The organism is Thalassoglobus neptunius (assembly GCF_007859735.1).
In the GTDB taxonomy this organism is placed as follows: Bacteria; Planctomycetota; Planctomycetia; order Planctomycetales; family Planctomycetaceae; genus Thalassoglobus; species Thalassoglobus neptunius.
Window position 1 is genome coordinate 48245 of sequence record NZ_SIHI01000020.1, and the last position, 15309, is coordinate 63553.

A 15309-nucleotide genomic window follows, 5' to 3' on the forward strand; every position below is an offset into this window, starting at 1 on the left:
TATTTCAAATGGACACAGTGTTCACCCCGAAGTGACTTCCCCTTCAAGGGTTCTCAGTGCGGTCATCAGTGCGGTGAATTCGTCATGACAACAGGGACACTGTTCGAGGTGCACTTGAATGTGTTTCATTGCGTCAGGGATTTCGCGATGGGTCAGTTCTGCTTCCGCAAACTCCGCCAAGTGATCAAAGCACTTATCGCAGTCAATACAATCCGCTTCACTGGCAGCGACCATCCCAAGCAGCTTGGCAATTTGTTCTTCTGATAGTGGCATTGGGATTATTCCTCAGGCGAAAATCGTGGTGACATCGTCAGCGACGATTCCGGCTTGCTCGAACCCTTCACGAAGCTTCAACCGAGCATCGTGAACCAGTTTGTAAACGGCGTTTCTGTTACTTCCCGTTCGTGATGCAATTTCTTCAACAGGCATTCCTTCCAGCAACGCTCGCACAGCAATTTTCTGCTTGCCTGAGAGTTCGCTGGAGATCAGGTCTTTCAGTCTTTGAGTCAGGAACTTTCGATCCATACGCTGAGCGGGAGAAGCCTCTTCATCGTCTTCAACTTCGATCTTCATGCTGTCCTCGGGCTTCAGCGAATCGAGCGACACATCCTGACAATGCTTCCGACGAAGTTCGCTGATTCCAACCCGAGTCGCAACAGTCATTGCCCAGGTTGTAAAACGGCTTCTTCCTTCAAAACGGTCGAGTGAGTCGAGTATTTTCAGGAGCGCGTCCTGGACGACATCTTCCGCCTGCAAGCACCCTCCGTAACGATGGTTCAATGAGCGGGAGAGGCCGCGCAGGATGATCCCCCTGAGTTCTTCAATTGCGGCATCGCGATCATCTGAATCACTGCGCAAGCGAGTGACCCATTCATCACGATCTGGTTCAGGTGACACGACAAATCTCCTTCTGCCCGACTCAGTTGATCCTTCCACACACAAAGTGTTGCACAAAGGTCCGACGAGTTCCATCAAAGAGAAGATTTGTCACGCATTTCACACTTTAGACGTTGATAGAAAACGGTTTCTTACCTGCAGAAACAATCACATGAGGAGAATGCACGACTACCTCGTCCACTCCAACCACTTTTTCATCAGAGACGCAACGAAGGGAGTAAGTCGTGTGCGGTTGTACTGGTCTGCAAGCTTACGAACAGCTTCTGTCTGAGTGGGGTAAGGATGAATCGTCGCACCGATTTTCTTGAGACCAAGCCCGTTCGTCATCGCCAGACTGACTTCAGAGATCATTTCGCCAGCGTGTTCGGAAACAATCGTCGCTCCGAAAATTCGATCGGTTCCACGTTTCAAGTGGACTCGGGCAAACCCTTCCGACTGCCCCTCGAGCACGGCGCGATCAACTCCAGTGAATTGTTGAGTAAAGGTATCGATCTGAATTCCTTGTTCGCTCGCTTGTTTCGGAGTCAATCCAACGTGAGCGATTTCAGGAGAAGTATAAGTCGCCCAAGGGATCACCAAAGAGCTGACCTTCTTCCGCCCGAGGAACAATGCATTTTGAATGACGATCCGGGCCATGAAGTCGGCCGCATGCGTAAAGCGAAAACGTGAGGCGACATCGCCCGCGGCAAAGATCTTCGGATTCGTAGTTCGCAATCGGTCATCGACTTGAACACCCGATCCGGAATCGTATTCAACTCCAGCAACTTCCAATCCCATTCCATCAATATTTGGTGTCCGACCAATTCCCAACAGTACCCGATCGGTGACAACTTCTTGTGTCTCTCCATCCTGCTCGACAAACGTGACTGTTTCATTACCTCGTTTCTCGAAACGAACGACTTTGGCGTTGAAGAGGAATTGAACCTGATCACGTTCCATCGAACTTTGAACGACCATGGCCGCGTCAGTTTCTTCCCGTGGCAGAATGTGGGCGGACTTTTCAATGAGAGTGACTTTCGTTCCGAATCGCGCGAACGCTTGAGCCATTTCGCAACCAATGGGACCGCCCCCAATGATTGCCATTCTTGAAGGCAATTCGGTGAGAGAAAAGACCGTTTCATTTGTCAGAACATCGACGTCATCAACTCCCGGAATTGGAGGCATCGACGCTCTCGCTCCAGTTGCGACGACGGCGTGTTTGAATTGCAGCGACTGACCATTGACCTCAATCGAGTCCTCAGACGTGAAGGTCCCCTGCCCCAGGAAGACATCGATTCCAAGATCGCGAAACCGTGCTGCTGAGTCGTGCGGACTGATTTCCGCACGCAGGCGGCGCATGCGTTCCATGACCGATTGAAACTCCACCTGCACATCGCCGGGAACTTCAACACCAAACCTGCCAGCATCACGGACAGTGGCGACTGTTCGAGCAGCACTCAGCAGTGCTTTCGAGGGAACACAGCCCACGTTCAGGCAATCTCCGCCCATGAGATCACGTTCAATCAGCGCAACCTTTGCTCCCAGACCAGCGGCTCCGGCAGCGGTCACCAATCCGGCTGTCCCAGCCCCAATCACAACAAGGTTGTATCGTCCGGACGGTGTCGGATTGCTCCAGTCATCAGGTCGGACGTTGGACGCCAGTTTCTGGTTGTGTTCATCGAAGGGTTGCAAGGTCATAGCTGTCATCGGTCATCCAGCGAGTTTGAAATGGATTGGCGAGGATTCCATCGTCTCATTCAAGAACTGAGCGATTCGTCGGTCAGAAATTCATTCGTCGAACACTCACTATCCCGGGCGACTTGATTCGGGAGACGTCTTTTTGCGTCCCCGATACCAGTTGAGCGTTTTCTTCGCGAGGAACGGGAAGACTCCCAACAGCACCATCGCAATGACAATCTGCGTGAGCTGCTCAGACGAGAAGACGGAATTGATGCCGTTTTCCGCCAGGTCCTGAATGCTGGGAACACTTGCTCCCGCGAAAACATACAGAAACGTCCCCGCCAACATTCCAATCTGGCTGACCCACCAGAATGTCCAGACCTTCATCGGTGTCAGTCCCATCACGACATTGATGACGAAAAACGGGACAATCGGAATGAGTCTGAGAGTGAACAGATAGAAGGCGCCTTCGCGTTGCAAGTTCTCTTGAAACGTTTCGAGACGATTCCCAAACCGCTGCTCGATTGCGTCGCGAAACAAGTAGCGGCTCAAAGTAAACGCAAGTGTTGCTCCTGTTGTCGATGCGAAACTCACGAGAAGAACTCCGGGAAGCAAACCAAAGTACCAACCGTAAACCATCGTCAACGCAGCCGCCCCCGGCAGTGAGAGCCCGGTGACAAGCACGTACAGTAAAAACGCCAGGCCGACGAAAACCGCCGGTCGTTGCTGCTGAAACTCCTGCAGACGCGATTCCTGTTTCGCAAGCTCTTCAAGCGATAGATACTGTCCGAACTGAATCGACAGGAAACCGATGAGAAGAACCACCGAGATCGCCACAATGATTTTGATGACAATATTTGACGCGATTCCACGTGAGGCTTCGTTCATCGTTTATTACCAGCGCGCCGCCGTGAAGACTCGGACGGCCGCACTTCTATGATGCGAAATAGACGAAGCGTACAAGTACATCGCTCGCCCAAGGGCATCTTTGCTTTAAACCATTTTCATCGTTTTTTGTCGCACGCCAGAACTCAGTCCTTCCAATGAAGGCTGCATTGGCAAGCGCAGAAGGCATCGACCAGCGATTTCAAGAAGCACATCGCAGATCATTTCGCCAACGATTTCGCTTCCTCGAAAATTGGAACGAACTCCGCATACCCTTCACTTTCGAGGTCATCGACCGGAATAAATCGCAGCGAAGCGGAATTCAAACAATATCGCAGCCCGGTGGGTGCAGGTCCGTCATCAAAGACGTGTCCGAGATGCGAGTCAGCATAAAGCGACCGGACTTCCGTTCGCGGAAGAAACAATTTGTAGTCCGTCTTCTCGACAACGTTTTCTTCGACGAGTGGCCGAGTGAATGATGGCCAGCCAGTCCCTGATCTGAATTTGTCGAGTGAGCTGAACAACGGTTCTCCAGAAACGATGTCGACGTAAATCCCCGGTTCTTTGTTGTTCCAGTATTCGTTTTGAAACGGACGCTCCGTGCCTTCCTGCTGTGTGACTTCAAACTGCAAAGGCGTGAGCTTCTCGCGAATCTCGTCCAGAGAAGGTCGTGTGTAAGTCTTGCTGCTGAGCGTGCGACCGTTCCCGGGATCGGTTTCCAGTCGCTCCGGATGATACTCCCGATCGGCGCCCCAGAATGCGTTGATAAACTGGTCGCGTCCAGAGAGTCCTCGATAGTAACTGTACTTGAGTGGATTCTTGATGTAGTAATCCTGATGATATTCTTCCGCGAGATAAAACTCGGTCGCATCTCGAATCGGAGTCACAATTGGACGATCGAACCGCCCGGACTCTTCGAGTGCTTGCTTCGATTTTTCCGCAGCTGCGCGCTGCTTTTCGTCGGCAACAAAAATCCCGGTGACATAAGAAGAACCCTGATCGACGAACTGACCGTTCTCATCGGTTGGGTCAACATTTCTCCAGAAGACTTCGAGCAAATCCTCATAGCGAATGCGGCTCGAATCAAATGTCACACGGACAGCTTCAACATGACCGGTCTCTGTATGAGAGACTTCTTCGTAAGTCGGGTTTTCAGTGAATCCGCCGGTATAGCCTGACTCTGCAGAGATCACTCCATAGAGTTTTTCAAAAGGAGGTTCCATACACCAGAAACACCCACCCGCGAAGATCGCTGTTTGGAGATCCGATTCTTCAGCTTCGAATGTCGCACTTGCCCGGACGGGACGAGTCAGTTGCTGCAAAGAGACCCAGGCAACAAGTAACACAATCAGACAAAGAAAAACCGTCACAGTTTGTCGCATGATATTTGAATCCTTGCCTTACGACTTTGAAACACCTTTTTCGAAAACACTCTGCGTGCCTGTCCTCACAATATCACTCTGTGTGTCAATTCCACACGACACACAGACGAAAACAAGGCACTTCCTTATCTTCGTTGATGTTCGTTCAAAACGAAACTCGAACGTCAAACTCTTCAAAATCGATCCGCTCAACACGTGCCGAAGCAGTTTCCGATTCACAATTGAGTTTGATGTTCATACGCCGACTCTTCAAGGACATCCCGAGCTTCACCCTTCGCCGTCTTAAGCTCATGATTCGGAGTGCAGAACTGAATAAAGAAGCGAGCCAAGGATCTCTCCTCAGCTCGCTGTCTCGTGTGATGTGAGTACTTTGTTCAGTTCAGGTGAGGCTTCAACGTCTCAAGAAGTTTTTCTTTGGTGACAACACCAACGAACTTCTCTTGGACTTCTCCTCCCTTGAGGACGACAAATGATGGAATCGATTGAATTCCATACTTGGCTGCTGAAGACTGAGCTTTGTCGACATTCACTTTGACGACTTTTGCTCGGCCTGAAACTTCTTCTGCGACTTCGTCCACAACTGGTCCCATCACACGGCACGGACCACACCACGGAGCCCAGAAGTCCACGAGGACAGGGGCGTCACCATTCAGAACTGTGGTATCGAAGTCTTGATCATTAACATGAAGCGTTGCCATATTCATCTCCTTATTTGGTTCAAATTCTGTTCGCTGAGGTACAGAGCAAATCGCTCTTTGTGCTCGTCTCGTAGGTTTTCACGAAGACCGGACTCACTCGTAGCAGGACCTCGCGAACTCTCTCGACGATCCAGACGAACGACTGCATCACAGTGCTTGAATTTCTCAGCAAGCGATGAAGTCCTGTTTGCTTGTCGTCTTCATATCAGACGCACTCGCGACACCACTTCTTACCTCCGCAAAGAAATTTCCGAACACAGCAACGACAGAAAGTCATTCGGTTCGCACTCGCCGATCGAACACATTCCGCGCACAGATCGTTCTTCGCTGGCCAAGCAATCACTCGCGAAGTGCTCCCGCGCAATCGACGCCAGAAATCTCAGGAAAGCAGAATGCCACCGAGAGAGTAGCCCACGAATCAATTTCCCGGATCGTTTAAAGTCCTCACACACGACTTTGAAACGGATCAATGAAGGATTCGCAGAGTTGTCAAATCGTACAACTCAATGAGCAGCGACGGGCGACTCAGTTGGTTCGCTTTGAGAAGAGAGCTCTCTGCGTTTTTCGACTGGGACCACAGCATCTTCCTGCCCGAGAACTTCCGCAGCGACGTCTTGAACGAAATCATTGACGTCATGCGATTTCTCAACGGCTGGTGCCGGTGCTCCCGCATTCATTCCCACACCAGGGTTGAAGACCATTGAGGGAACAAGATCCGCAATCGCCGCCCAATAGCTTTGGAAGACAGGATACGACAGTTCCGGGTGTTCCTCCTGATATTGGTCCATCCGCTCACAGAGTGCTTCATGTCGATAACGCGGATGACGATGGTGAGGACCATGCACGAAAATATCGAAGTTGAAGTACGAACTGACTCGAGTGATGACGTTCGAACCAATCACAGTCCGTGTCCCCAGCAGCGGATCATAGCTCTGCATTCCAAGATGCTCAGTGAACTTGCGAAAGGTCTGAAACACTCCCGCAATCGCATGAGGAATGACCCACGCGAAGAGGAACGGAATCCAGGTCGAAGTCAAAGCAACTGTCCCGAGGATCAACGTCCAGGTGACAGCGATTAGCAGATACTCATTCCGAATCTTTCGACGAACTTCAGGATTCGTCAGAGGCGAATCGGACCGAAAGAAGAGCCGAGCGTAAACATAAGGCGAAGTGAAAATCCCGAACGGAATTTCCAGCCAACAGAAAATCCGGCGAAACCACAACGACGAATTCGGGTCGGAATACGGCCACAGTTCCCAGTCGCTGGGCTTGTTGAGATAGGCATGGTGACGGATGTGACTCTCACGGTAGACGTGATACGGAACGAAAATCATTGTTCCGATGAAGCGCCCCACGAGAATGCTGAAAGCTTTCGATCCACATAACGTTTGATGCGCAGCTTCGTGAAAACAACTTGTCCAGCAGAAAAAGGAGTAAGAAGCGATCAAGGTCCAGATCGTCACCACAAACCAGTGATTCGAAGGCCAACCAACTGCCAGACCGAAAATTGCCAGCGATCCCAGAACTCCATGAAGAAATCTGGGAATGGTGTTGAAGAAAATCGATTGGTTGTCAATGAATTTTGCTATCGCTTGATTCGACATCTCTCTGACTCTTTCAGCGCGGCGCGCGAAACCATCCTCCCTGTCCTTTGAAATAGAGGCATCCGACCGACTTAATCTTACAAACCTCCACGAATTTACCAAGCTCTCTAGGCTCTGTGATTGTCATTCACGGCAAACTCGACTCATTCCCCCAATTGATTCTCCGGGACCAATCGTCCGAAGTCCACGATTTCCTGCTTCATTCAGGGCGGGCTGCACATCAAACTTGTACTGAGACATCCCAGTTTTCCGAGTATTTCGCCACTTCTCTTGTCCCATCAGCAACGACTCATGTAAAATTCAACTCCTCCCTGAATTCGATCCCGCATCGATCTCACCTACAGAACAACAGCCTACCTTGAATTGGCCAGATGATCAGTTGCTCACGACTCGCCTGAAAAAATAGAGCCCGACACTTTTGCGAATAGCTCAAGCGAAAGAAAAGTGAGTGCGTGATTTTCGGACAATCGCCTAAATCCACCGTACCCTCGACAGGTCACCATCGCATGATTCTGAACCGCTGCATGAACCGCACCAATGCACGAGGACTTCAAGCCACCGCCGTTGAGAAGGCATCAACTTTCCACGGTTCAAGATCGATAGAATCGCAACCGGCTAAGATTCGAAGTGGGACCTTCTTCTTATGCGTCACCCTGATCCTTGCGGGACTGCACGTCGCTTCGGCAGGTGAGGTCGATTTCAAGGAGGACGTTCAACCAATTCTCGCGATGCGATGCGTCGAGTGCCACAATGATCAGATCTCAGAGGGCGGACTCAATCTCGCTTCGAATCAATTTCAAGTAGATGGAAGCGATTCCGGAGCTGTCGTTGTCCCACAGAGTGCTGATGACAGCTACTTACTCGATCGAGTCATTTCCGGAGAAATGCCTCCTCCCTCACGCGGCCAAAGCCAGAAACTCCCGGATGCCGAAATCGCAGTCATCAGAGACTGGATTCAGCAGGGCGCGAATTGGCCGGACGATGTTGTCATCGATCCCTTCGCCACAACGAACAAAGTGCGGGCCGGACGAGACTGGTGGGCCTTACAACCCGTTTCAAAACCGGACATTCCGGAAGTCGAAAGCAACGACAAGCACATCAACCCGATTGACGCATTCGTTCTTGATCGACTCGCTGAGAACGGATTGACCCCAACTCCCAGAGCATCCAAACGAGTGCTCCTTCGTCGCCTCTACTACGACGTGATCGGTCTGCCTCCCACGGAAGAACAGCTCCAGCAATTCGAAACCGACGAAAGCCCGGATGCCTGGGAAAAACAAGTCGACTCTCTCCTCGCCAGCCCGCACTACGGAGAACGCTGGGGACGCTACTGGCTGGACCTCGCACGTTTCGCAGAAACAAGCGGCTACGAGCGCGATCAGGTGAAACCGTATGCGTGGAAATATCGCGACTGGGTTGTGAACGCCTTAAACGAAGACATGGCTTATTCAGAATTCATTCGTCATCAATTGGCCGGAGACGAAATCGAATCCCCGACGGAAGACTCTGCGATCGCGACCGGATTTCTACGACTGGGAACCTGGAACGACGAACCAAACGATCCACTCGACTACCAATATGACCGCCTTGAAGATCTCGTTCACACAACCTCTTCCGCCTTACTCGGCCTGACGGTTAAATGCGCTCGTTGTCACAACCACAAATTCGATCCAATTCTACAGGAAGACTACTACCGCATGGCGTCAGTCTTTTGGGGAGGCCCGATCGCCGCGAGAGATCGTAAGCTTCTTGGCGGACCTTCCGCCGATGAACTCGGATATGCAAAAGTTCTGGGCTGGACCGACCTGACGAGCGCTCCTGAACCGATCTTTCTTTTGAAGAATGGGGAAAGAGAGTCGCCGCAACAGGAAGTCACTCCTGCAACAATTTCCTCGATTCCTTCATTGGAGCGGAAACTTCAATCACCCTCCCCGGAGGCGAAGACTTCGCAGAGACGACTTCAACTCGCCGAATGGATTGCCGACCCGAAAAACCCACTCACGCCGCGAGTCCTCGTCAATCGCATCTGGCAGCATCATTTCGGAAAAGCCATTGTCCGGACTCCGAACAATTTCGGATTTCTCTCTGATCCACCAACACACCCCAGGCTTCTCGACTGGCTCGCTTCGACCTTCCTCGAAAACGGAGGTCATCAGAAACCGATCCACAAACTCATTTTGATGTCGGAAACGTGGTGTCAGGGTTCGATTCATCCGAAACAAGAGAGCTACTCCGATATCGACGCAGCAAATCGACTCTGGTGGCGAGCCGAGCGTCGGCGTTTAGACGCTGAAGCGATGCGAGACTCCATGCTCGCTGTGACTGGAGAACTCGACTTCAAAATCGGTGGCGAAAGCTTTCGTGAAACCGTCAGCCAGGAAGCCCTCGAAGGACTCTCGCAAAAAGACGCTGCCTGGAATCCCTCACCAGTCAACGAGCAAAAACGCAGAAGCCTTTACATGTTCGTGAAGCGAGGACTACTGCCACCGACGATGACAGCGTTCGACATGTGTGACGCGACGCAATCATGTGCTCAACGAGATTTGACGACCGTCCCGACTCAGGCACTCGCATTGATGAACAACCCGTTTGTTCACGATCGAAGCTTGCATCTTGCTCAGAGTCTTTCCAACGAAACCCAGTCAGTCACGGAACAAATTCAACGCGTGTGGAAAGCCGTCCTCGGGAGGGCGCCGACTGCGGATGAGCTTGAACTGGGGCGTCAGCATTTAGCAGTGCAACAGACGCGATTTCAAGACGAACTGGAACGACGTCAACATCCGACCGAACAACAAAAACATCCTCTCGATCAAAACATCGAACCGCCAGTTCTTCATCTCCGTGCCGAAGCAGCACAACTCAACTCCGAAACTCAGCATGTCACCAAACTCCTCGACCTCAGCGGTCATGGACACGATGCCATCGCAGCTTCGGAAGCCCCAATTCGTCAACACATCGACCCGCGATCAGGAAGAGCAGTCCTGAAACTGGACGGTCGAGAACAGTTTCTCAAAATTGCTGACGTTCCGATCGACGAACCAAAATTCTCCATCGTGTGTGTTGTTCAAGATCATGGCGACTCCGGATTGCGAGAGATCATTTCGAACTGGAATCTGTCTACGAACGTCGGAACATCTGTATTTTTTGGCCTTGCGGATGCGAATCGTGTTCGCTTTTCGGATCACTTCATCCCCGCGGGGACTCTTCAAAATCAACGCGAACTCTTCATACTGACAGCCATCAGCGGCGAACATCATGTTGAAGTCTTCCAAAACGGTCGATCGCTGGGACGTCGCGATTCCCCACTTCCGCCTCGTAAGTTCGACACTCCCTGGGTCATCGGTCAGCAAGGAAATCTGAGCCGCGAATACTGGACAGGCGGTATCGCAGAAGTCCAGGTCTTCAGCCATGCACTCACAGATTCAAGTCGGATGAGTCTCGAAGCCGAACTCGCTGAGCGCTACTCCATCCCCCTTCAACCAAAGACGTCAGAACCGGAGCACGCGACTCCCGACGTCCTCGCACTCGCGTCGCTGTGCCATGTCCTCTTGAACTCGAATGAGTTCATTATGGTCGATTAAAACACGTCAGCTTAACAGTGATCTTGTTTGGAATGCTGAAAGAACTGTTTAACCTGTTTCCTTTTGAGTAGTCACGTAGGCCATCATCAAGAATAAATTAACTCATTCTGTCAACACGCCGTTTCGAAGATGAAGCTCGTCCACAGCGCATAAATCTAAGTCATCCAATCGGCAACTATCGAGAAGGTAATCACATGGGACCTGGAAGTTTTCCTTGCGGACAAACCCGACGAGAATTCGTCTGGGAAATGGGGAACGGCTTTGCTGGAGTTGCTTTAGCCAGCCTTCTCGGCGCATCTGGATTTGGGCGAAGTCGTGCTCTCGGAGAATCGACGAACGGCTCGTCGAACCCTCTGGCGAGTCGCCCCGGCCAATTCAAAGCCAAAGCAAAGTCGTGCATCTTCCTGATGATGAACGGCGCTCCCTCTCAAGTCGATACCTTCGACTACAAACCGGAACTTGAAAAGTATGCCGGAAAACAACTCCCTGAAGATAAAAACTTCATCAATTCGGGCGGTCGAAAAGTGGGCTTTCTCACTCCCGCGTGGCGTCCATTTCGTCCCGGCGGAGAAAGCGGTCTGCTGATTTCGGACTACTTTCCGAACGTCCGCAAACATGCCGACAAGTTGTGCGTCCTCAATTCCTGTCATACCGACAGCCACGCTCACGGCTCTGCACTCGTCGCGATGAATACCGGGATGACCCAAATTGGGCGTCCCTCACTCGGTAGTTGGACTGTGTACGGACTCGGAACCGAAAACGAAAACTTGCCAGGTTACGTCGTGATGCTCGACAAACGTGGCGGACCGATCAGCGGTCAGCCCAACTGGTCGAGCGGATTCATGCCCGCCAGCTATTCGGGAACGCTATTCCGTCCGGTCGGCAATCCCATTCTCAATCTCGAACGACCACAAATGGTCACACCGGAGATTCAGCGCGAACAATTGGATCTCTTAAGCGCACTGAACGAGAACCATCTGAACGCTCGTAAAAACGGCGCCGACCTCGCCGCTCGAATCACAAACTATGAACTCGCCTATCGCATGCAATCAGCCGCTCCGGAAGCCGTTGATCTCAGCGAGGAATCTGAATCGACTCTCAATATGTACGGGGTCGGTCAGGAGCCAACCAACGAATACGGTCGCAATTGCCTAGTCGCTCGTCGGCTTGTGGAGCGCGGTGTGCGGTTCATCCAACTCTATTCCGGCGGCGGACACCTTGAAGAGACTTGGGACGCTCACGAAAGCATCGAGAAGAATCACGGCCAGCACGGAGCAGAAGTCGACCAGCCGATCGCCGCCCTTCTCACTGATCTGGAACAGAGAGGACTGCTTGACGAAACATTAGTTGTCTGGGGCGGAGAATTTGGCCGCATGCCGTTCAGCGAAGGCCCCGGAGCTCCCGGGCGAAATCACAATCCATACGGCTTCAGCATGTGGATGGCAGGAGGAGGTATCCGCGGTGGTCAAACTTTTGGTTCCACCGACGAACTCGGCTTCGCTGCGGTGGAAAACAAAGTCCATCTTCACGATCTGCACGCAACGATTCTTCATCAGATGGGGCTCGATCACGAGCTACTCAGCTACTTCCACCAAGGTCGGGACGAAACATTAACCGATGTCGGAGGACGAGTGATCAAAGAGATCATCGCATAGAACATCTTCAGCAATGATGATCGCGTCCTGTAGTGATCGTTGATTTCGCGATTCAAGAAGCATCTCGCTTCGACCAGAAAACGCCGCGAACGAAACGAGCAAAGAAACTCCCAATAAAAAAGATCCGCCCTGCCATAACAGGACGGATCTTTTTGCGTTTCAAACTCTGCTGAATCGCCTGAAATCACAAGTCTCTAATCAAGCCAATGACGCCAGGCAAGTGCAGAGAGATCACGAGACAATGCTCTGGAGCATTTTCTGTTTTGGTGTGGACTCACTCGCACGAGCAAACTCAGCCTTTGACCTGATGAAAAAGTTCAAGCGAGTGCACAGGAAAAAGCAACTTGCTCTAGTTTCCGCGGAATGGAAAACTTGCCAATGGAATCAATTCGCGAGGCGGTCCGGCTTGCCCAGCTGGTGACATTGTGAACCCGTACATGAAGACAACTCCGGCATTCAATTCTGCAACATAGATCGCCCCTTGAGCGGGAGGTGCCGCCCCGCCTCCGCCGCCTGTCTGGATGTCACCTGAAACCATTACGTATCTCGCGTTGTCGGTCACACCAAAGTCAGCAGCGAGGTTCCGCTGATACAGTTGATGAAACGCGTTTCGCTGCAAGCTGTGTTGTGCTCCGAGCAATCTTCCAGTCACCTGATCCAAAACGAAGATCGCTTCGCTCGCACCAACTGACGTTCGAACCGTACACATCGAGAACTTGTCGCCCGAATTGGCGGTCGCTGCGAATGCGGGTTCCGTCGGCAGGTAATAAATCACGACGCTTCCGAAGATGGCGCCAACCACAAACCAGAATAAGTTTCGCTCAGTCATGCGATTCTTCACCGCGTTCACTCCTACTCATCGGGACTTGAAAACGACTCATGCACGCCAGCTTCGATCACGACGAGTGCCGCTTCTCGAAAACCGTCAACGACGCATGATTTTCGAACAGTGGATGCACCAACATGCGCGCACCCAAGTCGCAGTTCAGGTTATCGAATCCCCTTCCCCTCCGCCAGTTCCGTCAAGAATGATCGATGCGTCTTTCCCAACGCTTCACAATGCCCTTCTCAAACCGTTGTATGTTCTGGCCTCGCAATCCCAGGAAGATGCTTCGGTCTCTCAGGCAACCGCCCACCAGAAATCAGTGCAGTCATGCGAGGAAACACCTGACTCATGACTTCAAACACACCAACCGTAACCGCGATCACGAACAGCGGAATGAGAAAGTACAACAGGAGAATGGCAAAATCAGACTGTGGATTGACCGCCGCAAAGACGACTTTCTTCACAATGAGCAACAGAGGCTGGTGCATTGCAAAAACAAAGAACGAAACACCAGCCAGCCATTTCAGCACAATCGCGGTTCGACCGTCTGATCTGACATAACCCGACAGACAAAGAACTGCGGGAAGTCCGATCAGGATCCCGACTTGATTGATTGCGTTGTGGTAAGCGTATCCGTACGTCAGCGTGGCTCCAATCAACACCGGAATGTAACAGAGAAAGATCACCTTCGAATACTTATCGAGGGCGAAGATGTCACCTCCTTTTGAGGCGAAGTATGCACCGATGGAAAAGAAAAGGATTGCAGAAGCAGCTGGAGGCATGCTCAATCCAAATTCCGGAACGAACCACGCCACACATGCAAATCCGAGAAACGGAAACGGAATGTAAGCCAACAACAGGTGAATGGCCGGAATCGCGAGCACCAGGATCATCAGATCTCGAACAAACCAAAACTGATAGGCGATAGGATTCTTCGTCACTCCGAGAAAAGTATTTGTGAGCTCAAAGAAGTTCATCTCTCGGAGAGCCTGATTGTTTCCAGAGATGTACTGCTGAGTCAAAGGGAGAGATTGTGCAATGAAGTAGATAGAGAGCGCGACAAAGTTCCAGAACAGATAAGGAACAAACAACGTCTTGATACGACGTTGAATCTTCGCGAAGTAAACCGGCAACGACCATTCTGTCCCGTAGAAGATCAGATACCCTGACATCACAAAGAAAAGTGGCGGGCTAATACGGCCAATTCCGTTGGAGAATAATGTCCGTAAGAAATCAGAAACATGAGCTGTTGATTCAAGCCCAACACTGCCTGCTGCTGTATTTACTGACGACTCATAAGCATGGACGAAGACAACACCCACGATTAAAGGAAACCGGAGATATTCGAGCCTTTCAGACGTTGAGCGACTCATTCTTGGTTTCGATGGAGTCTTCGAATCGAACGAAATGTTCACGAAAACGCACCTTGCCACAGTGTGTCAAACACACAGCTCTCCGCACTCGCTTCCATGATGCAACAGCGCAAAACAAAGCTCTCACGAGCTTTGCTGCTTGACACACGATTCAGCCAATTCGGTTTATGAGCGAAACCAAACTCGTCTGCTCACTACCGATGAGATTGGATCAACAAGATTTCAAAGACGCCCTCTGGAGATCACAAAAAGCCCGTATAAAACGACTTCAGCGGTGCGAATCAGCCGCATCGTCGAAGAGAAATTCAGCGTTCCACTTCCATAAGAACAACTAGAAAGAAATGGTTGATAAAATCTCTGGATTCGTTTCAACGCAGTGTTTGATATTGCACTGAGTTTGATTGAGCACTGAATTGAATCTTCGGCGATCGTAAAACGTCACCAGACGCATTGCAACACGAAAACGCCGATCATACAGAATATGTCGGCCTGTTGAAAAAACGCATCACCAAGCGTGGTTGCGAAGTTCGGAGAAAGCGCGCTTGAAATGCCCCCGAAGTTTGAACCAGGCTTATGAGAGTTGGGGTTAGGTAAGTAAGTCAGTGTGCTGGAGTGGAGGAGTAAGGTGGAGCCGTAGGCGGAACCTTCTCTGGAACGGAAGCACACTGAGTCGAAAATTCGGCAGGCGTCAACCCTCCAAGAGAGCTGTGCGGACGGCGGTGGTTGTAAGTCATCCGCCAGTCCTGAAT

General features: G+C 51.3%; 12 protein-coding genes. 2 read left to right on the forward strand and 10 right to left on the reverse strand.

What is annotated here, in order from left to right:
• Positions 1-21: 21 nt before the first annotated feature.
• The 7 genes from KOR42_RS19020 to KOR42_RS19050 form a co-directional block, all read right to left on the reverse strand.
• Positions 22-273, reverse strand: coding sequence for a hypothetical protein (locus tag KOR42_RS19020; protein ID WP_146511427.1), 252 nt, complete (start codon positions 271-273; stop codon positions 22-24).
• A 12-nt stretch (positions 274-285) separates the two neighbouring features.
• A complete protein-coding gene (locus KOR42_RS19025; RefSeq protein WP_197441347.1) occupies positions 286-897 on the reverse strand; it encodes an RNA polymerase sigma factor in 612 nt (203 codons plus the stop codon).
• Positions 898-1065: 168 nt separating this feature from the next.
• A complete protein-coding gene (locus KOR42_RS19030) occupies positions 1066-2583 on the reverse strand; it encodes a mercuric reductase (RefSeq protein ID WP_146511429.1) in 1518 nt (505 codons plus the stop codon).
• A gap of 99 nt (positions 2584-2682) precedes the next feature.
• The gene (locus KOR42_RS19035) at positions 2683-3444 is read right to left on the reverse strand and encodes a TVP38/TMEM64 family protein (protein ID WP_146511430.1); all 762 of its coding nucleotides are present in this window, start codon (positions 3442-3444) and stop codon (positions 2683-2685) included.
• A gap of 218 nt (positions 3445-3662) precedes the next feature.
• Entirely contained in the window at positions 3663-4823 is a 1161-nt protein-coding gene (gene msrA, locus KOR42_RS19040; RefSeq protein WP_146511431.1) for a peptide-methionine (S)-S-oxide reductase MsrA, read from the reverse strand.
• Positions 4824-5197: 374 nt separating this feature from the next.
• Positions 5198-5521: a thioredoxin gene (gene trxA, locus KOR42_RS19045; protein ID WP_146511432.1), complete on the reverse strand. Its 324-nt coding sequence runs from the start codon at positions 5519-5521 to the stop codon at positions 5198-5200.
• Positions 5522-6024: 503 nt separating this feature from the next.
• Positions 6025-7125 carry a fatty acid desaturase family protein gene (locus KOR42_RS19050; RefSeq protein ID WP_146511433.1) on the reverse strand — a complete coding sequence of 367 codons (1101 nt, stop codon included), beginning with the start codon at positions 7123-7125 and terminating at the stop codon, positions 6025-6027.
• A 524-nt stretch (positions 7126-7649) separates the two neighbouring features.
• On the opposite strand from KOR42_RS19050, the gene KOR42_RS19055 reads away from it, so the two are divergent.
• Together KOR42_RS19055 and KOR42_RS19060 are read left to right on the forward strand one after the other, a co-directional pair.
• Positions 7650-10706 carry a DUF1553 domain-containing protein gene (locus tag KOR42_RS19055; protein ID WP_197441348.1) on the forward strand — a complete coding sequence of 1019 codons (3057 nt, stop codon included), beginning with the start codon at positions 7650-7652 and terminating at the stop codon, positions 10704-10706.
• 194 nt (positions 10707-10900) lie between these two features.
• Positions 10901-12361: a DUF1501 domain-containing protein gene (locus tag KOR42_RS19060; RefSeq protein ID WP_146511435.1), complete on the forward strand. Its 1461-nt coding sequence runs from the start codon at positions 10901-10903 to the stop codon at positions 12359-12361.
• Positions 12362-12710: 349 nt separating this feature from the next.
• Here KOR42_RS19060 and KOR42_RS19065 read toward each other — a convergent pair whose 3' ends face one another.
• From KOR42_RS19065 to KOR42_RS27895, 3 genes are all read right to left on the reverse strand, one after another.
• Positions 12711-13190 carry a hypothetical protein gene (locus KOR42_RS19065; RefSeq protein ID WP_146511436.1) on the reverse strand — a complete coding sequence of 160 codons (480 nt, stop codon included), beginning with the start codon at positions 13188-13190 and terminating at the stop codon, positions 12711-12713.
• 239 nt (positions 13191-13429) lie between these two features.
• Positions 13430-14560, reverse strand: coding sequence for an acyltransferase family protein (locus tag KOR42_RS19070; RefSeq protein ID WP_146511437.1), 1131 nt, complete (start codon positions 14558-14560; stop codon positions 13430-13432).
• 599 nt (positions 14561-15159) lie between these two features.
• Positions 15160-15309: an integrase core domain-containing protein gene (locus tag KOR42_RS27895; protein WP_390620899.1), complete on the reverse strand. Its 150-nt coding sequence runs from the start codon at positions 15307-15309 to the stop codon at positions 15160-15162.

Bases quoted from the DNA above. Each gene is read 5' to 3' on its own strand.
- KOR42_RS19020 (WP_146511427.1), bottom strand. From the start codon at position 273: ATGCCACTATCAGAAGAACAAATTGCCAAGCTGCTTGGGATGGTCGCT.
- KOR42_RS19030 (WP_146511429.1), bottom strand. From the start codon at position 2,583: ATGACAGCTATGACCTTGCAACCCTTCGATGAACACAACCAGAAACTG.
- KOR42_RS19035 (WP_146511430.1), bottom strand. From the start codon at position 3,444: ATGAACGAAGCCTCACGTGGAATCGCGTCAAATATTGTCATCAAAATC.
- msrA (WP_146511431.1), bottom strand. From the start codon at position 4,823: ATGCGACAAACTGTGACGGTTTTTCTTTGTCTGATTGTGTTACTTGTT.
- trxA (WP_146511432.1), bottom strand. From the start codon at position 5,521: ATGGCAACGCTTCATGTTAATGATCAAGACTTCGATACCACAGTTCTG.
- KOR42_RS19050 (WP_146511433.1), bottom strand. From the start codon at position 7,125: ATGTCGAATCAAGCGATAGCAAAATTCATTGACAACCAATCGATTTTC.
- KOR42_RS19055 (WP_197441348.1), top strand. From the start codon at position 7,650: ATGAACCGCACCAATGCACGAGGACTTCAAGCCACCGCCGTTGAGAAG.
- KOR42_RS19060 (WP_146511435.1), top strand. From the start codon at position 10,901: ATGGGACCTGGAAGTTTTCCTTGCGGACAAACCCGACGAGAATTCGTC.
- KOR42_RS19065 (WP_146511436.1), bottom strand. From the start codon at position 13,190: ATGACTGAGCGAAACTTATTCTGGTTTGTGGTTGGCGCCATCTTCGGA.
- KOR42_RS19070 (WP_146511437.1), bottom strand. From the start codon at position 14,560: ATGAGTCGCTCAACGTCTGAAAGGCTCGAATATCTCCGGTTTCCTTTA.